Origin of the sequence: Hyphococcus sp., from assembly GCF_965267305.1 — a bacterium.
GTDB lineage: Bacteria > Pseudomonadota > Alphaproteobacteria > Caulobacterales > Parvularculaceae > Hyphococcus.
Map to the genome: position 1 here is coordinate 3,118,904 of NZ_OZ253945.1, position 26,285 is coordinate 3,145,188.

General features: G+C 61.1%; 25 protein-coding genes. 19 read left to right on the forward strand and 6 right to left on the reverse strand.

What is annotated here, in order from left to right; all coding sequences use genetic code 11:
- Positions 1-51 precede the first annotated feature (51 nt).
- Genes ACQY5P_RS14995 through ACQY5P_RS15010 form a run of 4 tightly spaced genes read left to right on the forward strand, consistent with a single transcriptional unit; the run spans position 52 to position 3,997 of the window.
- Positions 52-1,398 (forward strand): anthranilate synthase component I family protein, encoded by a 1,347-nt coding sequence (locus tag ACQY5P_RS14995; protein WP_428407676.1) that lies wholly within the window; start codon positions 52-54, stop codon positions 1,396-1,398.
- Positions 1,395-1,964, forward strand: coding sequence for an anthranilate synthase component II (locus ACQY5P_RS15000; protein ID WP_428407677.1), 570 nt, complete (start codon positions 1,395-1,397; stop codon positions 1,962-1,964). Before ACQY5P_RS14995 ends, ACQY5P_RS15000 begins: the two co-directional genes overlap by 4 nt.
- A gap of 6 nt (positions 1,965-1,970) precedes the next feature.
- Positions 1,971-2,837, forward strand: a complete 867-nt coding sequence (locus tag ACQY5P_RS15005) for an aminotransferase class IV (protein WP_428407678.1) — start codon at positions 1,971-1,973, stop codon at positions 2,835-2,837.
- Entirely contained in the window at positions 2,834-3,997 is a 1,164-nt protein-coding gene (locus tag ACQY5P_RS15010) for a hypothetical protein (protein WP_428407679.1), read from the forward strand. Before ACQY5P_RS15005 ends, ACQY5P_RS15010 begins: the two co-directional genes overlap by 4 nt.
- Positions 3,998-4,040: 43 nt before the next feature.
- Here ACQY5P_RS15010 and ACQY5P_RS15015 read toward each other — a convergent pair whose 3' ends face one another.
- Positions 4,041-4,502 (reverse strand): pilus assembly protein N-terminal domain-containing protein, encoded by a 462-nt coding sequence (locus tag ACQY5P_RS15015; protein WP_428407680.1) that lies wholly within the window; start codon positions 4,500-4,502, stop codon positions 4,041-4,043.
- Between the two features lie 174 nt (positions 4,503-4,676).
- Here ACQY5P_RS15015 and ACQY5P_RS15020 point away from each other — a divergent pair, with 174 nt between their 5' ends.
- The 10 genes from ACQY5P_RS15020 (at position 4,677) to ACQY5P_RS15065 (ending at position 14,719) form a co-directional block, all read left to right on the forward strand.
- A complete protein-coding gene (locus ACQY5P_RS15020; protein WP_428407681.1) occupies positions 4,677-5,399 on the forward strand; it encodes a Crp/Fnr family transcriptional regulator in 723 nt (240 codons plus the stop codon).
- 166 nt (positions 5,400-5,565) lie between these two features.
- On the forward strand, positions 5,566-5,730 hold the full coding sequence (locus ACQY5P_RS15025) for a Flp family type IVb pilin (protein WP_428407682.1): 165 nt from the start codon (positions 5,566-5,568) through the stop codon (positions 5,728-5,730).
- Between the two features lie 144 nt (positions 5,731-5,874).
- Positions 5,875-6,387, forward strand: a complete 513-nt coding sequence (locus tag ACQY5P_RS15030) for an A24 family peptidase (protein WP_428407683.1) — start codon at positions 5,875-5,877, stop codon at positions 6,385-6,387.
- Between the two features lie 88 nt (positions 6,388-6,475).
- Positions 6,476-7,219, forward strand: a complete 744-nt coding sequence (gene cpaB / locus ACQY5P_RS15035) for a Flp pilus assembly protein CpaB (RefSeq protein ID WP_428407684.1) — start codon at positions 6,476-6,478, stop codon at positions 7,217-7,219.
- Between the two features lie 25 nt (positions 7,220-7,244).
- Positions 7,245-8,720 carry a type II and III secretion system protein family protein gene (locus tag ACQY5P_RS15040; protein ID WP_428407685.1) on the forward strand — a complete coding sequence of 492 codons (1,476 nt, stop codon included), beginning with the start codon at positions 7,245-7,247 and terminating at the stop codon, positions 8,718-8,720.
- Positions 8,721-8,734: 14 nt separating this feature from the next.
- Positions 8,735-9,415 carry a CpaD family pilus assembly protein gene (locus ACQY5P_RS15045; RefSeq protein ID WP_428407686.1) on the forward strand — a complete coding sequence of 227 codons (681 nt, stop codon included), beginning with the start codon at positions 8,735-8,737 and terminating at the stop codon, positions 9,413-9,415.
- A 44-nt stretch (positions 9,416-9,459) separates the two neighbouring features.
- Positions 9,460-11,238, forward strand: coding sequence for an AAA family ATPase (locus ACQY5P_RS15050; protein WP_428407687.1), 1,779 nt, complete (start codon positions 9,460-9,462; stop codon positions 11,236-11,238).
- 14 nt (positions 11,239-11,252) lie between these two features.
- On the forward strand, positions 11,253-12,740 hold the full coding sequence (locus ACQY5P_RS15055) for a CpaF family protein (protein ID WP_428407688.1): 1,488 nt from the start codon (positions 11,253-11,255) through the stop codon (positions 12,738-12,740).
- A gap of 6 nt (positions 12,741-12,746) precedes the next feature.
- Positions 12,747-13,736, forward strand: coding sequence for a type II secretion system F family protein (locus ACQY5P_RS15060; RefSeq protein ID WP_428407689.1), 990 nt, complete (start codon positions 12,747-12,749; stop codon positions 13,734-13,736).
- 8 nt (positions 13,737-13,744) lie between these two features.
- On the forward strand, positions 13,745-14,719 hold the full coding sequence (locus ACQY5P_RS15065) for a type II secretion system F family protein (RefSeq protein WP_428407690.1): 975 nt from the start codon (positions 13,745-13,747) through the stop codon (positions 14,717-14,719).
- Positions 14,720-14,723: 4 nt separating this feature from the next.
- Here ACQY5P_RS15065 and ACQY5P_RS15070 read toward each other — a convergent pair whose 3' ends face one another.
- Entirely contained in the window at positions 14,724-15,134 is a 411-nt protein-coding gene (locus ACQY5P_RS15070) for a GFA family protein (protein WP_428407691.1), read from the reverse strand.
- A 124-nt stretch (positions 15,135-15,258) separates the two neighbouring features.
- On the opposite strand from ACQY5P_RS15070, the gene ACQY5P_RS15075 reads away from it, so the two are divergent.
- Positions 15,259-15,972 (forward strand): ZIP family metal transporter, encoded by a 714-nt coding sequence (locus tag ACQY5P_RS15075; protein ID WP_428407692.1) that lies wholly within the window; start codon positions 15,259-15,261, stop codon positions 15,970-15,972.
- Between the two features lie 4 nt (positions 15,973-15,976).
- Here ACQY5P_RS15075 and ACQY5P_RS15080 read toward each other — a convergent pair whose 3' ends face one another.
- The 3 genes from ACQY5P_RS15080 to ACQY5P_RS15090 form a co-directional block, all read right to left on the reverse strand.
- Positions 15,977-17,761, reverse strand: a complete 1,785-nt coding sequence (locus ACQY5P_RS15080; RefSeq protein WP_428407693.1) for a lytic transglycosylase domain-containing protein — start codon at positions 17,759-17,761, stop codon at positions 15,977-15,979.
- A gap of 124 nt (positions 17,762-17,885) precedes the next feature.
- Positions 17,886-18,695, reverse strand: a complete 810-nt coding sequence (locus ACQY5P_RS15085) for a uracil-DNA glycosylase (protein ID WP_428407694.1) — start codon at positions 18,693-18,695, stop codon at positions 17,886-17,888.
- A gap of 26 nt (positions 18,696-18,721) precedes the next feature.
- Positions 18,722-19,366 (reverse strand): lysoplasmalogenase, encoded by a 645-nt coding sequence (locus tag ACQY5P_RS15090; RefSeq protein WP_428407695.1) that lies wholly within the window; start codon positions 19,364-19,366, stop codon positions 18,722-18,724.
- A 162-nt stretch (positions 19,367-19,528) separates the two neighbouring features.
- Here ACQY5P_RS15090 and ACQY5P_RS15095 point away from each other — a divergent pair, with 162 nt between their 5' ends.
- Genes ACQY5P_RS15095 through ACQY5P_RS15110 form a run of 4 tightly spaced genes read left to right on the forward strand, consistent with a single transcriptional unit; the run spans position 19,529 to position 24,964 of the window.
- Positions 19,529-21,211 carry an electron transfer flavoprotein-ubiquinone oxidoreductase gene (locus tag ACQY5P_RS15095; RefSeq protein ID WP_428407696.1) on the forward strand — a complete coding sequence of 561 codons (1,683 nt, stop codon included), beginning with the start codon at positions 19,529-19,531 and terminating at the stop codon, positions 21,209-21,211.
- A gap of 13 nt (positions 21,212-21,224) precedes the next feature.
- Positions 21,225-22,973 (forward strand): tetratricopeptide repeat protein, encoded by a 1,749-nt coding sequence (locus tag ACQY5P_RS15100; RefSeq protein ID WP_428407697.1) that lies wholly within the window; start codon positions 21,225-21,227, stop codon positions 22,971-22,973.
- Entirely contained in the window at positions 22,970-23,848 is an 879-nt protein-coding gene (locus ACQY5P_RS15105) for a 4-(cytidine 5'-diphospho)-2-C-methyl-D-erythritol kinase (protein WP_428407698.1), read from the forward strand. The genes ACQY5P_RS15100 and ACQY5P_RS15105 overlap by 4 nt, the downstream gene beginning before the upstream one ends.
- Before the next feature lie 27 nt (positions 23,849-23,875).
- Complete coding sequence (locus ACQY5P_RS15110; protein WP_428407699.1) at positions 23,876-24,964, forward strand: glycosyltransferase family 4 protein; 1,089 nt, start codon at positions 23,876-23,878, stop codon at positions 24,962-24,964.
- A 102-nt stretch (positions 24,965-25,066) separates the two neighbouring features.
- On the opposite strand, the gene ACQY5P_RS15115 is transcribed toward ACQY5P_RS15110, so the two are convergent.
- Positions 25,067-26,095: a polyprenyl synthetase family protein gene (locus ACQY5P_RS15115; RefSeq protein WP_428410674.1), complete on the reverse strand. Its 1,029-nt coding sequence runs from the start codon at positions 26,093-26,095 to the stop codon at positions 25,067-25,069.
- Positions 26,096-26,285: the final 190 nt, after the last annotated feature.

Sequence of the window (26,285 nt, forward strand, 5' to 3'; positions counted from 1 at the left end):
GGCGCCCTCGCGGCGCTTCCTTTCCTCACGGCCCGGCGCTAGGACACGGCGATGATTTTGTGGGAAATCGACTGGCGGGACCCGATCGAGGCTTTCGCGCCGCTTGCCGGCGAGGCGGATGCGCATCTGCTTCACGGGGGCGACCGCTCTCATGCGGCGGAATGGTCGGTCATCGCGGCGTTTCCTGTGGCGGTCATTCGCGCCGAAAAGGGCGGCATCGATCCGTTCCCGAAGCTCAATGACATTTTGCGGGCGCGCGCCCAGCCGCGGCTCGACGAAATGGCGGACCTGCCCTTTGTTTCAGGCGCGCTCGGCTTTGTCGGCTATGAGGCGGCGCGGTTTTTTGAGTCTTGCCTCGACTTGCCGCCGTCGCCCTTCGCCCTGCCCGACGCAGCGCTGGGGATTTACGATGCGGCGGCGCTGTTCTCGCGCGTGAAACGCAAGGCCTATGTCGCAGGACGTAACGAAGCCGCCTGCCGGCGGCTGCGCGATGCGCTCGGCCGGGACGCGCTCGCCGCGCCGCGTCCTGCGCAGTTCGGCGCGCTTGCCTCGAACTTCACGGGCGCGGCCTACCGCGCCACCGTCTCGGAAGCCATCGAGAACATCCTCGACGGGGATTACTATCAGGCGAACCTTTCGCACCAGCTCACCGCCAGCGCGGGAGACGCCTTCCCGCCCTTCGACCTTTTTCGCCGTCTCGCGGGCGGCAGCGACGCCTTTCACGGCGCGATGTTGCAATATCAAGAAGGCGCGGTGCTGTCGAATTCTCCCGAGCGCTTTTTCCGGATTGAAGCGGGCGTCTATGGGCGCCGGCGCATCGTCGCGGAACCCATCAAGGGCACGCGTCCGCGCGGAAAAACAACGCAAGAGGATCTGGCGCTCGCCAGCGAACTTCTCGCCGACGCCAAGGATCGCGCGGAAAACATCATGATCGCCGATCTCCTGCGCAATGATCTGTCGCGCATCTGCCGCGACGGGAGCATCCGCGAGGATGCCGTCTGTGAACTGATGAGTCTCACCAATGTGCATCATCTCGTCTCGCGCATCAGCGGGGTGCTGTGCGACGACGTCAATCCGGCGGAGATTTTCGCCGCGCTTTTCCCTTGCGGCTCCATCACCGGCGCGCCGAAGATCGAGGCGATGAAAGCCATCGCGCGTATCGAAAAGACCGGGCGCGGCCCCTATTGCGGTGCGATTGGCTATATGGACGACAGCGGCGCCATGGATTTCGCGGTAGCGATCCGCACCCTGATGGTCGAGGGCGCGCGGGTCACCATGCCCGTGGGCGGCGGCGTCACCCTGCGGTCGAAACCCCAGGATGAATATGAGGAAACCATCGTCAAGGCGCGGGGCGCGCTCGCCGCTCTGGGGCGGACGGACGCGGCGGGCGTTTCATGATCCTTGTCATCGATAATTACGATTCCTTTGTGAATAACCTTGCCCGCTATCTGCGCGAGGAAGGAGCGGAGACTGTCGTCCTGCGCAATGACGCCGTGAACGCCGAAGAGTGCATCGCCATGAAACCTTCTGGCGTCGTCATTTCGCCTGGTCCCAAGACCCCGTCAGACGCCGCCGTCTCCATGGACCTGTTGCGCGCGCTCGATCCGGAGACGCCCATGCTCGGCGTCTGTCTTGGCCATCAATGTCTGGTGGAGGCCTTCGGCGGCGTCACGCAGCGGGCGCGTTCGCCCCTTCACGGCGAGGCGAGCGAAGTGCGCCATGACGGGCGCGGTGTTTTCGCGGGCGTTCCGTCCCCGATGATGGCCGGGCGCTATCATTCCCTGATTGCGGTTCCGGCTCCGAACGCGCCCTTGCGCGAAACCGCCTGGAGCGCCGACGGCGAGCTGATGGGCGTCGCCCATGAGCGCCGTCCATGGTTCGGCGTGCAGTTTCACCCGGAATCCTTGCTAACGCCGCATGGACGGCGAATTATTAAAAACTTCCTTGGGTTTTGCAGGGTATAAGGACCAATGGCGTTTTGGCTGAATGGCGAAGTCAGGGAAGAACGAACGGCGATTCATATCGCCGATCGCGGTTTTCTCCTTGGCGACGGAGTTTTTGAAACGGTCCTGCTAGTGGAGGGCAGGCCGGCTTTTTTCTCCGCGCATTTAAGGCGCATGCGGGCCGGGGCGGCGGCGCTGGGCATCGAAGAGACTATCGATGAAAGAGAGCTTGCTCATGCAGTGATGGAGCTTGGGCGCCGCAATGAGGCCGATAAGGGGAAAGCCTGGGCGCGGCTGACGTTGACGCGCGGCGTTGGCCCTCGCGGCCTCGCCATTGTCAAAGGCGAATTGACGCCCACTCTGCTTGTCACCGTCAACCGCTATGCGGCGCCTATCGATCATGGGCTGGCGAAAGTCATCGTCTCAAAACACTGCCGTAATGAACACAGTCTCATAACGCGCTGGAAAACGCTGAATTATCTCGACAACATTTTGGCGAAAGAAGAAGCGGTCGTCGCAGGCGCCGATGATGCGATCATGCTGAATACGGCGCGTCGCGTCGCCTGCGCCTCCGCGGCGAATGTTTTTCTGGTCCAGGGGGAGACGCTGAAGACGCCGCCGCCTGAGGAGGGCGCCATGCCTGGCGTCGTACGCGGCGTTGTTCTTGAGGAAGCGCAAAAAGCAGGCATCGCAATTGAGGCGGCCCCGGTGGAAAGCAAGGAGCTTTACGCCTCAGCGTTGTTCCTTACAAACAGTCTCATCGGTCTGCGCGCAGCAGCTAAGCGAGGCGGACGGGCGCCCGGCGCCGAAGCTTCTGCGATCATCGCCAAGCTGAAATCATGTTATGAAGAGGCCATGAGAGCTGATTTAGAAGCATTCGGAGCAGGGCTTTGAAGGCGTTTTCGCTTGACGAAGACCAGATCGCCCGCGTCGTCGGCGCAGCGGCGGCGGATGAGCTTTCCCGGCGGTTCAACCGTCATGCGGATTTTCTGACCATTGCGTCCTGGACGCAAAATACGCCCTTGGGGCGTGGCGGGCTCGCCCTCGATGAAGCGGAAAAAGACGCCTGCGCCCGGCGCGCGGCGACGTTTTTCGGGCTCAAGGCGGACTACCTCTCTGCGCGACCGGCGGAAAAAATCGCCGACTGGGCGCATGAGCTGGCGGCGGCCTTGCGGGCGCGGCTCGACGCCTTCTCCTTCAAACCCGCTGCGCGCGGCGATGGCGATGTCGCTTTCACCCATCGCGCCGATGCGATTTATCAGGATGCGGCGGCGGCGGCCAATGTGCTCGCCGGCCGGCGTCGGCTTTTGTCTTTTGTCGCGCCGCACAGCCTGTTGGGGTTCGAGCTCTCGGTCCTGACGCCGAACCTGCTCGGCGTCGAGGCGGTCGATGCGAGAGGCATGACGCCGGACGAATTGTCGAAGAATCTGCTTTTCGGCGACGTGCTCGTCGCGACGCCGACGTTGTGGCGCTACATGATGCAGGAAGAGCTGCAGGCGCCGGATAACTCGCTCGCCGTTTCTTTTGGCGAACCGATGACGCCGGAACTCGCCGTGGAAATGCGCAAAAGCGGCTTCGGGGTGCTGCGCGAGATGTATGGCTCCACTGAAACCGGCCTCATCGCCTGGCGCGACAATCCTGGTGAGGCTTTCATCCTGTTCGATCACTGGCGCCGCGACGGCGACGATCTCATTCGGCTGTGCCCCGATGGCGAAGCGCGCCATGTGGATGCGATGGACCTTCTGGCCTGGTCGGGGGAGCGCAGCTTCACGCTTTCGGGACGCCGCGACGGCGCCGTTCAAATCGGCGCGGTCAACGTATTTCCCGACGCGGTCGCCGAAACCTTGCGGGCGCATCCCCATATTCTGGATTGCCGGATCGTCGTGGGACGGCGCAGCGACGGCGCGGCGCGGCTCATCGCCAATATCGTGCTTTCCGAAAAAACCCCGCCCAATGAACGCACGGCGCGGGACATCGATGTCTGGTGCCGGGTCAATCTGCGCCAGCAGGAGCGGCCGCAAATCTACAATTTTGAAATTGAAACGGGCGCATGAAGCCTGCAGCTTCGCGCCCCCGTTTTAAACAACCGTATGGTTATTAGTTGTTGTTGTTGTCGCCGCCTTGGCTGAGGGCCGAGGTTTGTGAAAACTTGTTCTGCACCTGCGACGATACGGCCAGGAATTGCGTTTGATCGTCGCCAACCGTGACTGTCGCCTCGCAATTCGTGGTGCAGTTATAGGTCGTGCGGGCGGCGCCCCGATGCACCGTCAGCATGTCGGAGCTTGGCGTGCGCACGCGGATGACAAGGTTCTTCGTCGGCTCGCCATTGTCATCGAAGATGTAGATGTTGGTGAGGCCGGGCGTTTTGCCGAACAGAAGAATATTTTCGTTGTCCTGAATGGTGACGTCGGCGATCGCCGGGTTGCCCACGACGATAGATTTCGCCGGGCTTTCCAGTTTGAAAGGACGGACCTGATCCATGGTGAGCCAGAGCTGCTCTGCAGCAGCGGCCTGAACTGAGGCGGCGGCGAAAGCGATGGCGGTCAGTATCGTACGCATGAGCACCCTTCCAGAATAAGAGGCCTTTACCCTAGTCCGGAGGTGTCAAGGAAAACTTAAAGGAAACCGCCGCATTGCCGTCGCCAAGCCCGGGATAACGATAATTTAAGCGGGCGAATTTTACCCGCGCTTAAAGGCGGCCTGTTATGCCGGAGTGGCCGGTGGAGTTTGCACATGAATGTTGTCCCGATCCAGCCCGCTCAAACGGATGGAGCCCAGGCGCAGGGCCTTTCTAAAATTGCGCCTTTTGAGGATCTGCCGGACGCGGTCTTGTCTCTCCTGAGCGAAAACAGCGAGACGAAGTCTTACAGCGCCGGGCAAACGGTTTTCTCGCTCGGCCAATATGATGGCGGTGAATTTCTAGCGGTGCTGTCTGGCGCCTTGCGGATTTCGCTGACCGATGGCGCGACGGGCGCCATGTTGATCGAAGAAGCGCCTGAAGGCAGTGTTTTCGGTCTGGAAATCGCCATCGCCGACCCCGACCCTTCAAAGTTCCAGCAAATCGCCGTCACCGCGGAGAAAGATTGCAAACTGGCCATAATCGACGCGGCCGAGTTCAAGTCGCTCGCCGCCGGCCGGCCGTCGCTCATGCGCAATGTCGCCATCTATCTTGCAGAGCAGCTTGTGGCGCAGCGTTTTCGCGCGATGTGCGCTCATGCCGCGCCGGAACAGCGCGTTTACGCTGTTCTTCTTGAATGTGTCGCGCGCGATCCCATTAGCGGCGTTTGGCGGATAGAAAAGATGCCCAAGCACAGGGAGCTGGCCGATCGCGCCGGCGTTGATGAGACCGCGGCCGCCGGCGCCGTCGCCGCGCTTATTCAGGACGGCGTCGCCCAGCGGGAATATCCGGGCCTGGTCATTAACGATATGTCGCGCCTTAACCGTCTCGCAAGCTAGAAAAGACGTCACTTTGAGCATGGTTAAGCGCGGTTAACTATACTCTGTGTACAGATATAATATACAGCCTCTTCATGGTTTCTTTACGCCTTAAGATCAATATGCAGCAGTCTGGAGAGGAATCCCTCTTCAGCGGTGCAAGTGAAGAGTAAGCAGGAGTCGACACATGAAAGCTCTTATCAATCGTTTCAAAGCCGATGAGTCCGGCGCGACGGCCATTGAATACGGCCTGATCGCTGCGCTTATCGCGGTCGCCATCATCGCTGCAGTGCGCGCCGTCGGCACGTCGCTGTCCACGACCTTCAGCGATATCAACACCGAACTTCAGTAAATACATCGCATGAGGCGTCAACGGCTCCTCATCGACTGTTAGTTACGAAAAAGGAGACCGAATGGTCTCCTTTTTTGTTTATATCTAACGGAACATTAAGAGCCCGCAATTTATGCTTTACGGAGATTTCTCCGGAGGGCGGGCGTGATTGCCATCGCATATCTTCTTCTTTCTGTTTTCCCGACGGCGCTGATTATCGCTGCGGCGAATGATATTTACGAATTCAAGATTCCGAACTGGATTTCAATCGTGCTCGTCGCGACATATCCGCTGGCCGGTCTCGCCCTCGGCGCCAGCTATCATGTGATGGTGGAAGGAGCGCTGATCGGGGCCGCCGCTTTGGCGCTTGGTTTTATCCTCTTTGCGCTCAAGATTGTCGGCGGCGGCGACGCCAAACTCTTTGCAGCGACGGCGCCCTGGCTCGGGCTCGTCAGTCTCGGAGCGTTCCTCTTCAATACCGCCATTGCGGGACTTTTTCTCGCTGTCGCCATGGGAATGTTCCGCAAGCTTCCGGTCCTTCCCGTTTACGCGCATGCGCCCTGGTTAATCAGATTGCACGAACGCAAGAAGGACCTTCCCTACGCGGTGGCGATTGGGGCCGGCGCACTTCTTAGCTTTTCCCAAACGCCTTACTTCCAATTGGTCATTGGCGGTTAACAAGATCAGTTAACAGAGTTTTGAGGAGTTTCCAGCACCATGAGATCATGACGTTCTCTATGGGAAGCATGGAAGAGGCAGGTCCGAAATGAACGTAAGCCGTATTGCAATTCTTGGAATTGCGCTTGTTGCTGGCGCAGGCGCATTCATGCTTATGCTGGGTCAGAACAAGGACATCGCGCCTGTCCAGATTGTAGAGCCGGTTCGCGAGGAAACAGTGCGCGTTCTGGTTTCGGCGCGTGATGTTCAGCGCGGCGAGCGGCTCTCGGCGGAAGATACAAACTGGATCGCGTGGCCGAAAAAAGCGGTGCAGCCGACCTTCATCACAGATCAAACCGAAGGCGCGCGCGAATCCGTGGAATCCGCGGTCGTGCGTTCGCTGATCGTCACAGGCGAACCGATCATCAACGCAAAACTCGTTCGCGCAGGCTCTTCGGGCCTCATGGCGGCCATTCTCTCTCCCGGCATGCGCGCAGTGACGATGCGGGTGTCGCCGGAAACGTCTTCGGGCGGCTTCATCCTGCCGGGCGATCGGGTGGACATCCTGGCGACGAGCGGCGGCCGCTCTTCCAGTCCGGCGCGCACTCTCTTTGAAGATGTTCGCGTGGTCGCGGTTGACGCATTTGTCTCTGAAAACAGCGAAACGCCGAACTTGCCCGGGGCCAACGTGACGCTCGAGCTTGCTCCCACCGACGCGGAAGCTTTCATTTCAGCGCGCGACAGCGGCGGGCTCAGCCTCGTCCTGCGCAGCATTTTCAAGCCGGAAACCGAGCTCCAGGCGACGGATCGGCGTTCATCCAATGTGAGTGTGATTCGTTATGGGCGTTCGTAATCGGAAAACGGGGCAGGGGGATAAAATGGCGTTGTTCGTAAAAGTCATGAATGTCGCTATGTCGCGTATGGCGAAACCGGCTGCTGCGGCGGCCTGTCTTGGCGCAATGGCGTTCGCGATCGCGACGCCGGCTTTCGCGCAGCGCGGATCGCAGCCTGTTAAGATCGATATTGGCGGCAACAGCGCCGTCTCGAAAAGCATTGTCCTGCCCCTCGACAAGGCGGCGATTGTCGAGCTTCCTCAAGCTGCAGCTGACGTCCTTGTCTCGCAGCCGGACGTTGTCGACGCCGTCGTGCGCTCGCCGCGCCGGGTTTATCTGTTGGGCCTTGCGACCGGCCAGACAAACGCGTTCTTCTTTGACGCGCAGGGCCGCCAGATTCTCAATCTTGAAATCCTCGTCGAGCGCGACATGGACGCGCTGTCAGAGCTTTTCAGCCGTGTGCTGCCGGAATCGCGTATCGAGGTCGAATCCATAAACGACAATGTCATTCTTCGTGGCGTCGTCCAGTCCGCCAGCGAAGCCGCAAACGCGTCGTCGCTCGCCGGCCGCTTTGTTGGCAATCCTGAAAACGTCATCAATCTTTTGTCCGTGCGCGATCCTGAACAGGTCATGCTGAAAGTGCGGATCGTGGAGATGCAGCGTCAGCTTTTAAAACAGCTCGGCGTTTCCGCCACCGGAACATTCCGACTTTCGGATGCGGCCGTCACAGCCGCCGCCGCGAACTCGATCGCCACGACTGGCGGTCTCGGTCTCACAAGCCGCAAGGTCAATACGGGCGATCTTGAGGTCCTCGACACCTCGTTGCAGGCTTTCGAATCAACCGGTCTCATTCGCATCCTCGCCGAGCCTAACCTGACGGCGGTTTCCGGCGAAAGCGCGCGCTTTCTCGCTGGCGGCGAGTTCCCGGTGCCGGTGGGCCAAGATGACGGCGTCATTTCCATCGAGTTCAAGGAGTTCGGCGTCGGTCTCGGCTTTACGCCGCTTGTTCTGAGCAAAGGCCGCATCAACGTCAAAATCTCAACTGAAGTGTCGGAGATCACCACGGAGAATGCTTTCTTCGTGCCTGGCGCGACCACGGTCGACGACAATGGCAACCTGACGACGACGGCGGGTCTTTCGATCCCCGGTCTTTCGGTGCGCCGCGCCAATACGGTTGTCGAACTGCCGTCCGGCGGCAGCCTCGTCATGGCGGGCCTCCTGCAGGAGGATATGCGCTCGACCATCGAGGGCATCCCTGGCGTGAAGGACGTGCCGGTCCTCGGCCAGCTCTTCCGCAGCCGTAATTATGCGAACAACGAATCAGAGCTCGTCATCATTGTGACGCCTTACCTCGTCAAGCCGACACATGAATCCAATCTCGCTGATCCGTCGCAGGGCTTCGTTCCGGCGAGCGATGCGGAAACGCTGTTGTTTGGCAAAATGGTCTCCACCTACGGGCTGGCTGGCGCCGGCGTCAGCGAAGCTTCGCTGCAAGGCCCGATGGGTTTCATTCTTGATTGATAGGAAAGAAAGTCATGAACGCTTCACTTAAGAAAATCGCTCTTCTTTCCGCAGCGTCTCTCAGCCTGTCGGCTTGCGCCGGCGGCATGTTCAACGGTCCGCAAGATGCGCTGACGGTCGCAGAAACGCACCCGATCGCCGTTGACAGCCAGGTGATGACGCTGACGATCAGCGGCGACGTGTCGACGAGCGACCTTTCCAATGTCGACAAGGCGCGGCTCCGCGCCTTCGCGGACGCTTATCTGACCAACGGTCACGGGCCGCTGACCGTGACGGCGCCGTCAGGCGCCGGCAATGACCGCAACGATCATGAAGCAGCGGCGGATATTCGTCAGGCGTTGAACGATTCCGGCGTTCCCTGGTCGGTGATTCACGGCGCAACCTATCGCACGGGCGAGGCTTCGAATGACGAGATCATCCTCTCCTTCACGCGCTATGTGGCGACGCCCAGCCCCTGCGGAATATGGACTGGCGAAAAGTCGCGCAGCTACAAAAATCTCCGCAGCGCGAATATGGGCTGCGCGACGATGAACAATTATGCGGCGATGATTGCCGATCCGCACGATCTGATCGCTCCGGCGGCTTCGGCGCCGGTGGATGGACAGTCTGTTGTTCGGGTGATTCAGGCTTATCGCGCAGGCGAAGTCACGGCTTCTGAAGTCGACAGCAACATCGATGCTGAGACATCGGATTAATAGTTGGACCGGGCTCGACAAAGGGAAGCTCGAGGGAGATGACGATGAAAAACGCTGCTGAATCCGCGTATCAGCCGGCAGACGACGAAGAAGGCGTTGCCGACGGCGCGGCCAGCCTCGGCGCCGATGGCGGGCCTGTCTCGAAAACGCCTCAACGCGGCGGGACCGCGCTCGAGGAAGACTTTTCCGACGCCTTTGGCGACGACGCTGCATGGTTGAATGAAGAGCTTTCCGATGAAGAGCTGGCGGCTCTTGGCGAGGAGGATTTCGGCGACGAAGCTTTTGAGGATGAGGCGTTTGACGATGCGGCGTTCGAGGAAGAGCTCGAGGCTTCCTTCGATGAGGACGACGAACTCGGCGCCGCGCCCGCTATCGATGAGCCCGCCGAAGACGCTTACGCTGAAGAAGGCGCCTATGCGGAGGAGGCGTTCGCTGAAGAGGAGTTTTCCGACGAAGATTTCAGCGCCGAAGATTTTGACGCGGAAGACTATGTCGCGGACGAAGCGCCCGAGTCCGGCGGCGCGCTGGTGACGGCCGCAGCGGCCGCAAGCGCCGGCCGCGGCGCGCTTGAAGAAGCGCATACCTATGGCGGTGAAATGACCGATCTGGGCGGCGGCGACGATGTCGATCACCGTCCTGTGCCGCGCATTTCCATCCATGCGTTCTGCGAAACGCCGCAGGTCACCCAGCTTCTTGAAAAAGCATCTGTCGACCGCCGCCTTTCCAAAGCTCATCTCACCATTCACATGGGCGGCGTCAACAAGGCCATCGATCATTTCCAGACGGCGTCGACGCCGAACCTCATCATCCTGGAAACCACGGCCAGCGGAGCCGAAATTTTCGCAAAGCTCGGCGAGCTTGCGGAAGTCTGCGATCCCTCGACCAAGGTCATCATCATCGGTCAGGTCAACGACATCATTCTCTATCGCGAACTGATCCGTCAGGGCGTCAGCGAATATATCGTTCGGCCGAACTCGCCCCTGCAGATCATCAAGACGATTGCGGATCTATATGTGGATCCGGCCGCGCCGCCGATCGGCAAGACCATGGCTTTTGTCGGCGCCCGCGGCGGCGTCGGCTCGTCCACCATCGCCCATAATATCGGCTGGTGCACGGCGGAAGAATTCAAGAGCGATACGGTCATCCTCGACCTCGACCTGCCTTTCGGCACGACCAGCCTCGACTTTGACCAGGAAGCGTCGGCTGGCCTTGTTGAAGCGTTGAGCTCTCCGGAGCGTCTCGACGATGTGCTGCTCGACCGTCTGTTGCAAAAGCATACGGACCGTCTGAGCCTTTTCACCGCGCCGTCGATGCTCGATCGCGATTTCGATCTCGACGATCAGGCGTTTGAAACCGTGCTCGACGTTGTGCGCGGCACGGCGCCGACTATCGTCGTCGACGTTCCCCATCTGTGGACGAGCTGGTCGAAGCGCATCCTGATGACGGCCGATGAAATCGTCATCACGGCGACGCCCGACCTCGCGTCGTTCCGCAACACCAAAAACCTGATCGACATTCTCGGCGCGGCGCGGCCGAACGATTCCTCGCCGACGCTCATCATCAACCAGTTCGATCCGAAAACCTCCGCCGTTCAAGCCGATCAGTTCGCCGAACATGTGGGCATCAAACCGGCGCAGGTCATCCAGTGGGATCCGCAGCTATTCGGCACGGCGGCGACCAATGCGGCGCCGCTGCTGGAAGTCGGCGCGAAATCCAAGGTTGCGCAGTCGATTCGCGAATTGTCGGCGCAGCTTCTGGGGCGCAATGAAGCCAATATCGCGCGTCCGAAATTCAGCCTGTCCGGATTGTTCAAGAAGAAATAAGCAAGGGGTAATGCATGTTCGGACGAAGAACGGGTCCTGTTGAGCCTGCAAAGGGGACGCCTGCGCCAGCGGCGAAGAAGCCCGCCCCCGCCGCGGCGCCGCAGAAGCCCGCCGTCAAACAGCAAGCAAAACCGAAGCCGGCCGCCGCCAAGCCCGCGCAGGCGGCGCCGCCGCGTGTCGCGGCGCCGGCCGCCAAGCCGCAACCCACCGTGGAGGTCGGCGGACGGTCGGACGAATATTTCCAGACCAAGACGACGATCTTCAACGCCCTGATCGACACAATCGACCTGTCGCAGCTTGCGCAGCTCGATACCGAAGCGGCGGCCGAGGAAATTCGCGACATCGTCAACGAGATCATTTCGATCAAGAACGTGCAGATGTCGATTGCGGAGCAGGAATCGCTGCTGCAGGACATCTGCAACGACGTTCTCGGCTATGGTCCGCTTGAACCCTTGCTCGCCCGCGACGACATCGCCGACATCATGGTCAATGGCGCATCGCGCGTCTTCATCGAAGTCGGCGGCAAGATCCAGCTCACCAATGTTCGGTTCCGCGACAACGCGCAGCTGATGAATATCTGTCAGCGCATCGTGTCCCAGGTCGGCCGCCGCGTCGACGAAGCCTCTCCCATATGCGACGCGCGCTTGCCGGACGGGTCTCGTGTGAACGTTATCGCACCGCCGCTTTCCATCGACGGCGCCGCGCTCACCATCCGTAAATTCAAAAAGGACAAGCTCCGCATCCAGGATCTTGTCAATTTCGGGTCAATCTCGCCGGAAGGCGCGAAGGTTCTCGAAATCGTCGGCCATTGCCGCATCAATACCCTGATCTCCGGCGGTACGGGTTCCGGTAAAACGACGCTTTTGAACTGTCTCACCGGCTTCATCGAGCATGACGAGCGCGTCATCACCTGCGAAGACGCCGCGGAACTTCAGCTGCAACAGCCTCACGTCGTGCGTCTTGAAACGCGTCCGCCAAACCTTGAGGGCACGGGCGAAGTGACCATGCGCGACCTTGTTAAGAACTGTCTGCGCATGCGTCCTGAACGCATCATCGTCGGCGAGGTCCGCGGCCCGGAAGCGTTCGACTTGCTTCAGGCCATGAACACCGGCCACGACGGCTCCATGGGCACGCTCCACGCCAACAGCCCGCGCGAGGCTCTGCAGCGTATCGAATCCATGATTACCATGGGCGGGTACAACCTGCCGTCGAAAACCATCAAGGAAATGATCGTCGGCTCCATCGACGTCATCGTGCAGGCGGCGCGCCTGCGCGACGGTTCGCGCCGCATCACCCATATTACTGAGGTGCTCGGCACCGAAGGCGACACCATCATCACCCAGGACTTGTTCATTTATGACATGGATGGGGAAGACGCCGACGGCAAGATCATCGGCAAGCACAAATCGACCGGCATCGCACGCCCGGCCTTCTGGGACCGCGCCCGTTATTACGGCAAGGAGGCGGAACTCGCCGGGGCGCTCGACGCCGCATCGGAGTAAAGGTTTATGGATCAGCAGATCCTCATTATCGCCGCCCTCGGACTGGTCGCTTTCGGCGCGCTGGCGTTTGTCTTGCTGCAGCCGAGCCAGCGCGACAAGGCGAATAAACGCGTTTCCTCGCTGAACACGGCGAAGGCCGCGAAACGCACGGGCGACGGCAAAGGCGAAGCCCAGCATAAGGAGCGCCGCAAAAAGCTTGCGGAATCGCTCGCCGCGCTCGACGACAAGACGAAAAACCTCAAAAAGAAAAAACGCCTGTCCATGGAGCAAATGCTCGAACAGGCGGGGCTTCCCATCAAGCGAAAGCATTTTTACATCGCTTCGGCCGTCACCTCCCTGATGTTCGGCCTGATTGGGCTCATTTCAGGGCAAAAGCTTTGGATCATCGGCCTTTTGATTCTGGTCGGCGGTTTGGGCTTCCCGCGCTGGACGCTCAATTTCCTCCGTCAGCGCCGCCAGAAAAAATTCGTCGACGAATTCTCCAACGCCATCGACGTCATTGTGCGCGGCGTGAAATCGGGTCTTCCTGTAAACGAGTGTCTGAAAATCATTGCGCGCGAAGCGCCGCGTCCGGTGAGCGACGAGTTTCACATGCTGACCGAAGGCATTCGCGTTGGCCTCTCTCTCGAACAGGCGCTGCAGCGCATGTATGAGCGCATGCCGCTGCAGGAAGTGAACTTCTTCGCCATTGTGCTGATGATCCAGCAGAAAACGGGCGGCAACCTCGCCGAGGCGCTGGGCAACCTCGCCGGCGTCTTGCGGTCGCGCAAGCTCATGGACGGCAAGATCAAGGCGCTGTCATCGGAAGCGAAAGCGTCGGCCTACATCATCGGCTCGCTGCCCTTCCTGGTGATGGGCGCCGTGAAGCTCGCCTCGCCTGACTATCTCGATCCATTGTTCACAACGAAAACAGGCAATTTCATCCTGATCGGCGCGGGCATGTGGATGGGCACGGGAATCCTGGTGATGAGCAAGATGATGAAGATCAAGGTTTAGGACGCATCATGGAAGCCATCATCAACGCAGTAACGGACCGGAATTTTCAGATCGCCCTGCTTGTCTCGCTGGCGGCGATTGGAACGATTTTCACTGTGCTTGAGCCGCTTCTCGTCAAGGACAAGCTCAAGGAGCGCATGAAGTCCGTCGGTAATTACCGGGAAAATCTGCGCCAGAAACAGCGTGAATCTCTCGCGAAGAAAAGCAAGGGGTTGCGCAGCGCAAGCCCGCAGGGCGCCCTGAAAGAAGTCGTTGAGAGCCTTAAGCTGCTCGAAGTGTTCGACGCCGACGCCGCGCGCAAGAAATTGATGATGGCCGGCTATCGCGGCCAGGGACCGGTCTTCACCTTTATGGCCGCGCGCCTTGGCCTGCCTTTCGTGGTGGCGATCATCGTGGGCGTTTATGTCTATCTTCTCGATGGTTTCGAGCTGGACAGCTTTGGCCGGCTGCTGGCGACCCTCGGCGGCTTCTTCATCGGCTTCTATCTGCCGAACATCTATATTTCGAACGTCGTCAGCAAGCGTCAGCAGAAAATCCAGCAAGCCTGGCCTGACGCGCTCGATCTGCTTCTGATCTGCGTTGAATCGGGCATGTCCATCGAAGCTGCTTTTCAGAAAGTCGGCGACGAGGTGGGACCGAACTGTCCTGAGCTCGCTGAGGAACTGGGTCTAACCACTGCGGAGCTTTCCTATCTTCAGGAACGCAAGCAGGCTTATGTGAACCTCGCTGAACGCACCGGGCTCGATGCAGTGAAAGGCGTCGTTACGGCGCTCGTCCAGTCGGAAAAATACGGCACGCCCTTGGGTCAGTCGCTGCGCGTAATGGCGAAGGAAAGCCGTGACTTGCGCATGCAGGAGGCGGAGAAAAAAGCCGCCGCCCTGCCGCCGAAACTGACCGTGCCGATGATCGGCTTCTTCCTGCCGGTGCTCTTCGCCGTCATTCTCGGCCCGGCGATCATGCAGGTCATGGGCCTCGAAGGCTAAGACATCACCCCGTCCTGCCACGATCGTGACGCGGAAGATCGTCAGTTGTGTCGAACCATCCGATCCGGCTTTCGCAATAGATGTGAAATGCAGGCGGCGACAGCATCGGGTCGTCGAGCGACGCCGTATTGACGCTAAGCGTTTGTGTGTCATCGTCCTCACGAAAGACGAGATAGGTTCCGCAATCGCCGCAAAATTCTCTTCCAGCGCGGGCGGCGGCGCGGTGTGTTTTCGGCGCGCCCTTGACGTATGAGAAGCCTGAGGGCGCCAGCGCGAACCACGCGACCACCGGCGCGCCGGACTGGCGCTGGCAGGTCCGGCAATGGCAATAACCGCTTTCCTCAACCGTTCCGGAAACCCGGTAGCGGACAGCGCCGCACAGGCAACCGCCTTCGGCATCAATTGTGTGGGTCATAATAGGATCCTGAATTGCCGGCGTTTCGCCTGAAGAGCCGAACGAAAGTCTAGCATTCCTGTTCGGGAAAGTCGGGCCTCTCTTTCGCTGGGGAAGATCCGCGGAATCATGATGTAAGGACCTCATGGCGTTGGATCTTCTCATCCTGTTGTTGATCGCCGCTGCCGCCGCCATCGCCGGCGGCGCGCTCGGCCGCTGGGAGCGCATCCATCCGGACTGGATGCGCTCGGAGTGGCGTCACGGCGTCATAGCCTTCGGGGGCGGCGCGCTTCTCGCCGCCGTGTCGCTGGTGCTCGTCCCGAAAGGCATGGACTTGCAGCCGGCCTGGGCCTCGCTCGCCAGCTTCGCCGCCGGGGCGCTCTCTTTCCTTGCCTGCGACCGCTATTTCACCAATCGCGGCACGCCTTTGTCGCAACTTCTCGCCATGCTGCTCGACTTCGTTCCGGAGGCGATCGTGGTCGGCGCGGTGATTACAAAAAATTACGGCGAAGCGCTGTTCCTGACGCTGATGATCGCCGCGCAGAATATTCCCGAAGCGTTCAACGCCTATCGTGAAATCACGCATAAAGGCGGGAACAAGGGAATGGCGCGCCACGCGCTTCTCGTCATCTCACTGGCGGCGTTATCAGGCGTCGGCTGGGGATTTCTTGGCTATTTCGTATTTCATCCGGAGCATGTGCTGCTCGGATCGATCATGACCTTCTGCTCAGGCGGTATCGTCTATCTCGTCTTCCGCGATGTCGCGCCGCAGGCGCAGCTTGAGCGCGCCTGGTATCCGTCCATGGGCGCCGTCATCGGCTTCATGGTGGGGATGGCGGGCCACGCTTTCGTTGCGTGACGTCTTAATTGTTGGTCTCGCTCGCGATCCGGTCCACCGCTTCGTAAAGCGGCAATTCCCCAGCGGCGACTTTCTCCCGCGACGGGGCGGGCTGGCCGAGACGCGCGCGATAGACCCAGAAATTGGTGAGCACTTTTTCGACGAAGTCGCGGCTTTCGCGGTTCGGAATGCTCTCGATGAAGAGCAGCGGGTCGTCGATGGCGACGTCGCGTTTCCAGCGGCGCAGATTTCCGGGCCCGCCATTATAGGCGACCGCCATGTGGAACAGATCGCCATCGACCGAGCGGGTCATCAGATGATCCACATAAGACTGGCCGAGCTCCATATTGTAAGCGGGATCGTACAGCCGCTCCTGTCCCGAGCGATAGCGCAGGGAACGGTCCCCGGCGATGTAGCTTGCTGTGCGCGGCATCAGCTGCATGAGACCCCGCGCGCCGACCCGGCTGGTCGCTTCGGTCTTGAATTTCGATTCCTGGCGCATCAGCGCGTAGAGAAGCGCGCGGTCCACTTTAAAGCCGCTTTCCGGCGCGTAATGGGGGATCGGAAACAGCCCCGCCTGCAATGCCGGATCATCATTGGAGAGCGCGATGTCGATCTGCGCCGCGGGGAGGTCGAGCGCCATGGCGAGGGCCAGCAATTGCGGCAACTCGTCTTCGTCGATGGCGCCGTTGGCCCAGCGCAGTTCGAGGTCAGCTTCGCTCGTCATGCCCGCTTCGGCAAGGGCGACGGCGCGGCGGATGCGCGGCTCTTCCTCGAGGAGATCGTCGAACTGGTCTTGGGTCAGTTCCGGCGCCGTCCAGTTATAGTCATAGGCGCGGCCGAGCTGCGCCAGCGCCAGCTGTCCGTAAAAAGTGAAGGGATATTCCGCGGCGATTTCGAGATTGGGCGTGACGTCCGCGGGCGCGCCGGCGGCGAGCGCCGTACGCGCCGCCCAGAAGCCGGCGGCCGAGCGAAGCGAATCTTCCTGATAGGGAACGGCGGCCATCGCCTTAAAGAGATGATGGGCGCCGGCGATGTCGCCCTGCCGGTATTTGATGAGGCCGCCGATCCAGTAGGCGAGGACGGCGCTATCGCCATTGCGCTCCGCGGCGTCGCCGGCGATCTCTGCGGCAGCATCGATATAACCTTGGTAGTAAAGGCTCGCGGCGATCCAGGAGCGCATGCGGTCATACTGGCGCTCGGTGATGGTTCCGCGCTTCAGGTGACCGTCGATCTCTTTCTTGGCGTCGAGCGCGCGCTCCTTGTTGGAAAGAAAGCGCACGCGGCCTTCGATCCGGCGGACATTGGAACGGCTCTTCGCCTCGTAATCCGCTTCGAGATCGGGATGCAGTTCTTTCTCAGGCTCCACGCGCCATTTGCGCGGGATCGGGCGCACCGGCGCAGACTGGCCCTTGGGCTGGCGCTTGCGGGCAAGGGCGTAAATCTCGTCGGCATCCGGATGGTCGGCGTAATACGCCATCCAGCGCTTCAGTTCGTCGAAGCTCGAGCGATAGGCGGTGGGGTGCATGTAGCGCTGGTGCTGCACATAGCCCATGAGAATATCGTTTTCGAGCGAGGCGATCTTGGCGTCCGCTTCTTTCCAGCGGCCGTCTTCCTGAAGTGCAAAAATTTCTTTGTAGAGCGTGGCGTCCGCATCGCTCAGCACACGGATGTTCAGAACATCGTCGAGCGCGGCGGCAGGAATGGCGGCTTCTTGTGGCGCAGTCTCGTCAGCAGAGGCGGCGACGGCGCCCAGCGCGCTTTGCGCGGCGAAAATGGCAAACAGCGAAAACAAGCGAACAGACGCCATGTCTCAAATCTTCCTTTCGCCCGCCGGATGCGGGGGTGTTGACGGCAGTATCGCCGCCGGAAGTGAAAAAAGGGAAATGATCCCAACGCCCCGGACTTTACACCTAAGATTATGGTAATGTCGGTTAATGCTCCTTTAACCTGGCGTTGAGGGACTGAAGATCGGCCCAGGCGAGGCGCTTGCCCGCGGGCTGGCGCAGGAGAAAAGCCGGGTGATAGGTGGGGAGCGCCGGATAGCGCTTGCCGCCCATGGTTTCGATCTCCCGCCAGACGCCCCGCGCCCGCATGATCCCCGTCAAGCCCAAGAGGGCCTGCAGGGGGGCGCCCCCGGCGATCAGGACGGCCTTGGGGTCGGTGATCTCGATCAGGCGGTCGACAAAGGGGCGGCAGACCGCGGTTTCAAGCGCCGTGGGCGTCCGGTTGGCTGGCGGGCGCCAGAAAATTACGTTTGAAATCAACACGTTCTCGGTGCGGGAGCGGCTTATGGCGGCGAGCATCCGGTCGAGAAGCTGGCCCGCCCGGCCCACAAAAGGCTTGCCGAGGAGGTCCTCGTCCCGGCCCGGGGCCTCGCCGATGACCAGCAAATCCGCGCCGGGGACGCCATCGGTGAAAACGGTGTTTTTGGCCCCGGCTTTCAAGGGGCAGCCCTCAAAGGCTTTCACTGCGGCTTCCAGTTCCTCGAAACTCTTGCAAGCCACCGCCGCGGTTTCAGCCGCCTTGATGGCTTCATCGGTGGAGAGTGCGGCAGGTTCAACCGCTGCGGCTTCGGGCTCTGGCGCGGCGCGGACGGTTTCGATCCGCGGCGCCGAGCCGGGATCGGCGCGCGTCCAGCTATAGAGGTCGGCGGGGGAGGGCGCGACCGCTTCGTCGACGCCCATTTCCGCATACCAGCGCAACAGGGCGCGGGCGGCCTCCGCTTCTGAACCTTCCACCATGGCGGCAGTCTAGCAGCAGAGGGGTCTTAAACAGAAGCGGCGAGCAACAATTGCGCCGTATAATAAAGCGGCAGGCCCCAGGCCCTGTTGAAAAAATCCGGCGCGACGAATTTGTCCCGCGCGACTGAAAGGTCTGAAATCGCGAAGCCCACGGCCCCTGCGATGACGAGGAGGCTGGGCGCCGCCCGGCCCGGCGGTTCGGCGAGAAAACTCGCGGCGACCATCGCTGCGATAATGACCGTGTATCCCGCCACCGGCCCGCGAAACGCGCCGAGATGCGGCCACAACCACAGCAGGGAGAAAACGGCGAACAGGGCCATCCCGGCGGCGGCCATGTACAACACCGGCGTCGCTTCCGGCCCGCCCGACAGGAAGGCGCCGATATAGGCGGCGTGCCCTGCTGCGAACGCAGCCATCCCCGCGAGAAAGGTTTTTTCCCCAACAGGGATCAGGAACACATCCCCGGCCATGCAAAGGACAAGTGCGGCGAGAATCCAGATCCCATAGGCAGATTCGGTCGCGCCGCTCGCGGCAGCCAGAAGAACAAAACATAAAGACGCCGCAGGCTTGGCGGCCCATTTGAGGCGGGGAAGACCCTTGCGCTCGGCCCAGAGAAGGAGGCCGGTGAAAAGGCCGCACAGGACGACAAGCAAAATCGCAAGTAAATTCATGGGCGCACCCCTTCCTCATCATGGGACGCATTCTCCGGCGTCCTCGCCCGTCAACCGTGCAAAACAATGCCTTCCGACATGGCTTTTCCCGGTGATTTTTGCCAAAACCGCGGGACCTTGAAGCCGACCTAAGCCTGAAGACGAGAAAAAGAGAAGACGCCAATGACAGATGAAGCGCCCGAACGGGAGTCCATGGAACTCGATGTGGTGATCGTGGGAGCGGGGCCTGCCGGGCTTTCCGCCGCCATCCGTTTGAAACAAAGGGCTGCCGAGGCCGGCGGCGACATCAATGTGGTTGTCGTCGAGAAGGGCTCGGAAGTCGGCGCGCATATTCTTTCCGGCGCAGTCCTCGATCCCGCCGGGCTCGATGCGCTGCTGCCCGGCTGGCGCGACATGCCGGGCGCGCCTGTGGATACGCCCGTCGCTTCGGAATCTTTCAAAGTGCTCGGCGCGAGCGGTTCGGTGTCGCTGCCTGTCTGGGGCATGCCTGGCATGGTGAAGAACCATGGCTGCTACATCGTCTCCATGGGCAATGTCTGCCGCTGGCTCGCCGAACAGGCGGAGGGGCTCGGCGTTGAGATCTATCCCGGCATGGCCGCTTCGCAACTGCTTTATCGAGAAGACGGCTCCGTCCGCGGCGTCGTCGTCGGCGAAATGGGCATCGGCAAGGACGGCGAGAAAAAAGATTCCTACGAGCCCGGCATGGAGCTCTGCGGCAAATATGTGCTGATCGCTGAAGGCGTGCGCGGATCGCTCGGCAAGCAGTTGATCGCGCATTTCAAGCTCGACGAGAACAGCGAGCCGCAGAAATACGGCATCGGTCTGAAAGAGCTCTGGGAGATCGCCCCTGAGAAATCGCGTCCCGGGCATGTGCAGCATACGTTCGGCTGGCCGTTGAAGGACGACACCGGCGGCGGATCGTTCCTCTATCACTATAGCGACAACACCGTGGCGCTCGGCTTCGTCGTGCACCTGAATTACAAAAACCCCTATCTTTATCCGTATGGGGAATTTCAGAAATTCAAGACGCATCCCGAGATTGCGGAGCTGCTCGAAGGCGGCAAGCGCATCGCCTATGGCTCGCGCGCCATCACCGAAGGCGGTTATCAGTCGGTGCCGAAGCTCGCCTTCCCGGGCGGCGCGCTGATCGGCTGTTCGGCCGGCTTCGTCAACGTCCCGCGCATCAAGGGCAATCATAACGCCATGCTCACCGGCATGATGGCGGCCGACGCCGCCTTCGACGCCATCGGCGCCGGCCGCGAGGGCGACGTGCTTGAAGCCTATGAAAAGGCTTATGACGCATCGGATGTGAAGCGCGAGCTCTTCATGGCGCGCAATGTAAAGCCGCTCTGGTCGAAATTCGGCACGCGCCTCGGCGCCATCGCGCTTGGCGGCGCCGAATTATGGATGAACTCCATCATGCCGGGCCTGTCCTTTTTCGGGACGCTGAAGCACGGCAAGACCGACGCGGCGGCGACGGAGCCGGCGGCGAAACACAAGCCCATCGCCTATCCGCGCCCGGACGGCGCGCTGACTTTCGACCGGCTCACCAATGTGGCGTTTTCCGCCACCAATCACGAAGAAGATCAGCCTTCCCATCTCAAACTTAAAGATCCTTCAATCCCCATCGATGTTAATCTGCCGGTCTATGCGGAACCGGCGCAACGGTATTGTCCGGCGGGAGTTTATGAAGTGGTGAGCGAGGAAAATGGCGGCGATCCGAAGTTTCAGATCAACGCCCAGAACTGCGTTCACTGCAAAACTTGCGACATCAAGGATCCGTCGCAGAATATTGTCTGGACGACGCCGGAAGGCGGCGGCGGGCCGAATTATCCGAATATGTAAGGAGCGCCCCCCAGTGCCGCGCAAAAGTATGTTCAGTTTCATCGCCGGTCTCGCTCTCGCCGGATGCGTTTCGGCGCCCAGTGAAAACAATCTGGTCGGCGATTATCTCACGGGCCGCATCGCCGCGCGCAGCAATAATGTGGGTGTTGCCGCGGAAGCGTTTGGCGGCGTCGAAAACAGGAGCGCCGACTCGGACGAAATCCTCCGCGGCGCCTTCTTTTTCCAGGTCGCTTCCGGCGACATCGACGAGGCCGCAAAGCTCGCGCCGAAAATCCTTTCCAATGAAGACGCCGAGGATGACGATCTCGCCCGTCTCGTCGAGGCGGCGCATGCTTTGAAAAACAAAAACTACACCGGCGCCCGCGCGGCGCTCGCGGCGAATGCGGAAGTCGAATATTTCGCCGCCGCCATGGTCATTCTCGACGCCTGGGCGCTTGCGGGGGAAGAGGGGCCGGAAGCAGGCCTGAAAGCGCTGGCCGCGAAAGACGGTGAAACCTTCCGCGGTTTTCACCCTTTGCATCAGGCGTTTCTGTTTGAGAACGCCGGGCTCGAAGATGAAGCGCGCACCGCTTATCAGCTCTCGTTGATGGCCTATGGCGGCGTTGTCGCGCGCGACGCTTATGGCTCGTTTCTCGAACGCACCGGCGACGTCGACGACGCGCGGGCGCATTATGAATTGCTGGCGCAATATCCGGGGCCCGACCGGCAGATCGCCGAACGCGGTCTCGAACGCCTTAACGCGGGCAAGGCTGATGAGACTTGGGCTGATGTGACGCCGCAAAAAGGCGCTGCGGTCGCGCTCTTTACGTTCGGTTCGGCGGTGCTGCAGCAGTCGATCGAACAACGCGATGCGGCGGAGAAAGCGGGTTTTCGCGTCGGCGACGCCAATTACGACATGCCGCTCGCCTTCACCCGTATCGCGCTTTACCTGGCGCCGGAATTCGATCATGCGCAACGGCTCGCCGGGTCGATCCTCAACGCCTATGGCGACAATCAAAAAGCCATCGCCATGCTGCGCGACATTCCGAAGTCGTCTCCCTTTTACGAGCAGGCGCAGATCGAAGTCGCCGGCGGCCTTATTGCGCTCGATAAAACCGAGGAGGCGAAAAAACTCCTCCGCGCCCTAGCGCAATCGAAAAAATCGACGGAAGCGCGTTTCGCTTACGCCAATCTTCTTGCGAGCGAGGACGATCATCGCGGCGCCGTGCGCGAATACGGGTTGCTGATCGGCGCCCTCCCGGAAGACCCGCCCGAAGACGCCTGGCGCTATCTCGTCGGACGCGCCGCATCGTTGCTGGAGTTAGATGAATGGCCGCTGGCGGAAAACGATCTTAAGCGCGCGGTCGAGATTGCGCCGCAGGAAGCTGCGGCGCTCAACTATCTTGGTTATTCCTGGGCGGAACGCGGTCTCAATCTCGATGAAGCTTTCGACCTCATTGAAAAGGCCGTCGCGATCGAGCCAAATTCGGGCGCCTATATCGACAGTCTCGGTTGGGCCCATTACCAGCTCGGCGACTATGAGGAGGCGGTGGGCCATCTCGAACACGCCGCCTCGCTCGAACCCGCCGATCCGACGATCACGGATCATCTCGGCGACGTCTATTGGCGGTTGGGGCGCAAGCTTGAGGCGCGCTATGAATGGCGCCGCGTGCTCGAGCTTGAGCCGACGGACGCGTTGCGCAAAAGCGTTGAGAAGAAAATCAAAAAGGGCCTTCCGGACGACAATATGGCCGAAGGCGATGTCTCGAAAGACGGGGCATGACAGCCGCGGGTCTTCATCTGGCGGCGCCCGCTAAGATCAATCTCTATCTGCATATCGGACCCCTTCGCGCCGACCGGCTGCATGATCTCGCGAGCCTTTTCGTATTCGCTCATGACGGAGACGTTATCCGCGTCGAAGCGGCGAAGGATCTTTCTCTGAAAGTGACGGGCCCTTATGCGCCGCTCCTGAAAGATCTGCCGCCTGAAAAAAATCTCGTCTATCGCGCGGCGGAACTGCTCGCGCGTGAGGCTGATGTCAGGGCCGGCGCCGCGATCACGCTTGAGAAGCATCTTCCCGTGGCGGCGGGTGTCGGCGGCGGTTCGGCGGACGCTGCGGCGGCGCTCAGAGCGCTTGTGAAACTATGGAATGTGAACATCAGCGAGACTGCGTTGTCGCGTCTCGCCTTTCGACTGGGCGCCGACGTGCCCGCCTGTCTCGCCCGGGCGCCAGTGAATGTCTCCGGCGCCGGCGAGCGGATCGAGAAAGGTCCGGTCCTGCCGCCTCTATGGATTGCGCTCGTCAATCCACGCGTCGAAATGCCCACGGGCCCTATATTCCGTGCGTTCGATGCGGCAAATCCGGTGCCGCACCCGCCGAAACTGGCGGCGTTCCGGGCGGTCAGTTATGCGCAAGTGAAAGAAGCGATGGGCGCGACGCGCAACGATCTCGAAGCTTTCGCCATCGAAAAGGCGCCGGTCATCAAAGACGTGCTTGACGATCTCGCCGCCGCGCCGGGCGCGCTCGCCGCGCGCATGTCAGGCTCCGGCGCCACATGTTTCGCGCTCTTTGCATCATGGGCCGCCGCGTCGCGCGCAACGCGCGCGGCGTGCGCCCGCGGCCATTGGGCGATGGCGTCGGCGCTGCATGTGCGCTAGGCTTCGCTCGTCCAACGGGCGGGCTTCATGCTGATCGAACCTTTCATCTTTGCGTGCGCTGGCGCGGTCGCCGCCGCGGTCGCCTATTGCGCGTCGCTTTATGCGGCGCAATTGCGCCGCGTGCTCGATCATCCCAATGAGCGCTCGAGCCACGCCAAGGCGACGCCGCGCTCCGGCGGCGCTGCGATCATGGCGGGGTTCCTCGCCGGCGTGTTCGTGATTTGCGCGTTTGCCGGCGATATCGATGCGGCAGGCAAGCTCGGCGGACTTGCGCTTTGCGGCGCGCTCGCTTTTGCGCTCGGTTTCGCGGATGACCGCATGGGCCTTCCGCCCATTTGGAAGCTTGCAGGGCAGGTGGTGATCGCCGCGCTCTTTGTCATTCTCTTTGCGCCATTGCAGGCGGTGCCCTTGCCCTGGCTCGGCGAGGTCGCGATCCCGCCCGCCATCGGCGTGCCCCTTACCATTCTATGGATCGCCGGCTTCATGAACGCCTTCAATTTCATGGACGGCGCCAACGGCATGGCGGGCGGCGCTGCGGCGGTCGGCCTCGCCTGGTTCGCCGTCATCGCCAGCTTTACCGGCGCCCCGGTACTCGCGGCGGCGGCGCTGCTGCTCGCTCTGTCGGCGGCGGCGTTCCTGCCGGAAAATCTCCTGCGCGGCAAACTCTTCATGGGCGACAATGGCAGCATGGCGCTCGGCTTTTTCATCGCCGCCTTCGCGGTGCTCGGCGTCAATTGGACGGATGGGCGCCTCGCCGCCCTTGTCATGCCGGTGATTTTTCTTCCGTTCCTTTTCGATGTCGCCTGGACGCTCGTCTCACGCCTCATCCGCAAACAGAACGTCCTCGATGCGCATCGCGAACATTTCTATCAGCTGATGATGCGCCTCGGCGCATCCCATGCGCGTGTCGCCGTGACTTACATGTCGCTCATCAGCCTTTCGGCGGCGGCGGCGATCTTGATGCTGGCCTCGCCCGCGTCGCTGCACTGGCTGACGCCGCTTATCCTGTCGCTGATTTTCGCCATGGGCGGGATTGCGATCTACCGGCCGGCGTGGCGCAAAGGGTTGCTTGAAAAATCCCAGGAGACGAACGCGGCGCTCAGCGCCGCGGAGTAAAGCCCAGATTTTGACTAAGCGTCAGAGGATCAAAGACTTGCGCTACGCGCCCCGTCTCATAATTTCGCGGCGCTACGCGCCCCATCTCTTTGTTTTGCGGCGCTACGCGCCGCGGGCCGTCGATGTTTCGACAAGGTCGGCGAGGGCTTGGGTGAAGTCGTTCTGCGGCGCTTCGGAAAGCGCATCGAGCGCCTTTTGCGTGTAGGACCGGGCGCAGTCGATAGTGTCCTCAAGGGCGCCGTCGCGCTCCATCAGTTCCCGGGCTTTTTCAAAGTCGCCCTTTTCCTGACGGCCTTCGGTGATGACCCGGCGCCAGAAGGGTTTTTCCTCCTCGCGCGCCCGGGCGACGGCGAACACGACGGGGGCCGTCATCTTGCCTTCGCGGAAATCGTCGCCCACCGTTTTGCCGAGCGCATATTCAAAGCCCGAATAATCGAGCGCGTCGTCGATGAGCTGGTAGGCGACGCCGAAATGATCGCCAAAGCGGCGCATCGCGTCTTCCGCAGCATCTGAGCAGTCTGAGATCATGGCTCCGACTTCGGTCGCCGCCGCGAACAGCGCCGCCGTCTTCGCGCGCACGACATTCAGATAGGTTTCGAATGTCGCTGCGATATTCTTTTGCGTCGTCAGTTGCAGGACTTCGCCTTCGGCGATGACGCCGGAGGCATGGGAGAGCGCGCGGAGGACCGCAAGATTTTTCGCCTCCACCATCAATTCGAAAGCGCGCGAGAAAATGAAATCGCCGACGAGGACGCTTTCCTTGTTGCCCCAGATAATGTTGGCGGTGGAGGCGCCGCGCCGCAGGGCCGATCCGTCGACGACGTCGTCATGCAACAAGGTGGCGCCGTGAATGAGTTCGACGGCGGCGGCGAGCTTTACATGATCGTCGCCGCGATAGGAAAACACGCCGGCGGAGCCAAGCGTGAGCATGGGGCGAAGACGCTTGCCGCCGGCATTGATGAGATGGCCTGCTAGTTCGGGGATCATCTTCACCGGCGAATCGAGACGGCGCAGGATTTCCCTGTTCACCGCTTCGAGATCGTCTTGCGTCAAGGCGCGCAGGCGATCGACGGCCGAAAGGAATTCCGGCGCGCGTTTGGCGGCGATGGTTTCGCTTGCTGTCGCGGCCAGTCCCAAAATAACGCCTTTCGCCTCATTGCAACGAATTCGCAGATTGGTCGCTGGGGCCCTGCCGGTCAAGCGCCGCCGCCTGCGGCCTTTCAGCGGCCAAAGCGCCCTTGTCCTAACCCGGACGACAGACATAGGTTCAGGCGGGGCTCGCAAGGGCCGCATTGAAAAGCCTTGGCTTTTCCCCTAATTG

Bases quoted from the DNA above. Each gene is read 5' to 3' on its own strand.
- ACQY5P_RS14995 (WP_428407676.1), top strand. From the start codon at position 52: ATGATTTTGTGGGAAATCGACTGGCGGGACCCGATCGAGGCTTTCGCG.
- ACQY5P_RS15000 (WP_428407677.1), top strand. From the start codon at position 1,395: ATGATCCTTGTCATCGATAATTACGATTCCTTTGTGAATAACCTTGCC.
- ACQY5P_RS15005 (WP_428407678.1), top strand. From the start codon at position 1,971: ATGGCGTTTTGGCTGAATGGCGAAGTCAGGGAAGAACGAACGGCGATT.
- ACQY5P_RS15015 (WP_428407680.1), bottom strand. From the start codon at position 4,502: ATGCGTACGATACTGACCGCCATCGCTTTCGCCGCCGCCTCAGTTCAG.
- ACQY5P_RS15020 (WP_428407681.1), top strand. From the start codon at position 4,677: ATGAATGTTGTCCCGATCCAGCCCGCTCAAACGGATGGAGCCCAGGCG.
- ACQY5P_RS15025 (WP_428407682.1), top strand. From the start codon at position 5,566: ATGAAAGCTCTTATCAATCGTTTCAAAGCCGATGAGTCCGGCGCGACG.
- cpaB (WP_428407684.1), top strand. From the start codon at position 6,476: ATGAACGTAAGCCGTATTGCAATTCTTGGAATTGCGCTTGTTGCTGGC.
- ACQY5P_RS15040 (WP_428407685.1), top strand. From the start codon at position 7,245: ATGGCGTTGTTCGTAAAAGTCATGAATGTCGCTATGTCGCGTATGGCG.
- ACQY5P_RS15045 (WP_428407686.1), top strand. From the start codon at position 8,735: ATGAACGCTTCACTTAAGAAAATCGCTCTTCTTTCCGCAGCGTCTCTC.
- ACQY5P_RS15050 (WP_428407687.1), top strand. From the start codon at position 9,460: ATGAAAAACGCTGCTGAATCCGCGTATCAGCCGGCAGACGACGAAGAA.
- ACQY5P_RS15055 (WP_428407688.1), top strand. From the start codon at position 11,253: ATGTTCGGACGAAGAACGGGTCCTGTTGAGCCTGCAAAGGGGACGCCT.
- ACQY5P_RS15060 (WP_428407689.1), top strand. From the start codon at position 12,747: ATGGATCAGCAGATCCTCATTATCGCCGCCCTCGGACTGGTCGCTTTC.
- ACQY5P_RS15065 (WP_428407690.1), top strand. From the start codon at position 13,745: ATGGAAGCCATCATCAACGCAGTAACGGACCGGAATTTTCAGATCGCC.
- ACQY5P_RS15070 (WP_428407691.1), bottom strand. From the start codon at position 15,134: ATGACCCACACAATTGATGCCGAAGGCGGTTGCCTGTGCGGCGCTGTC.
- ACQY5P_RS15075 (WP_428407692.1), top strand. From the start codon at position 15,259: ATGGCGTTGGATCTTCTCATCCTGTTGTTGATCGCCGCTGCCGCCGCC.
- ACQY5P_RS15080 (WP_428407693.1), bottom strand. From the start codon at position 17,761: ATGGCGTCTGTTCGCTTGTTTTCGCTGTTTGCCATTTTCGCCGCGCAA.
- ACQY5P_RS15085 (WP_428407694.1), bottom strand. From the start codon at position 18,695: ATGGTGGAAGGTTCAGAAGCGGAGGCCGCCCGCGCCCTGTTGCGCTGG.
- ACQY5P_RS15090 (WP_428407695.1), bottom strand. From the start codon at position 19,366: ATGAATTTACTTGCGATTTTGCTTGTCGTCCTGTGCGGCCTTTTCACC.
- ACQY5P_RS15095 (WP_428407696.1), top strand. From the start codon at position 19,529: ATGACAGATGAAGCGCCCGAACGGGAGTCCATGGAACTCGATGTGGTG.
- ACQY5P_RS15105 (WP_428407698.1), top strand. From the start codon at position 22,970: ATGACAGCCGCGGGTCTTCATCTGGCGGCGCCCGCTAAGATCAATCTC.
- ACQY5P_RS15110 (WP_428407699.1), top strand. From the start codon at position 23,876: ATGCTGATCGAACCTTTCATCTTTGCGTGCGCTGGCGCGGTCGCCGCC.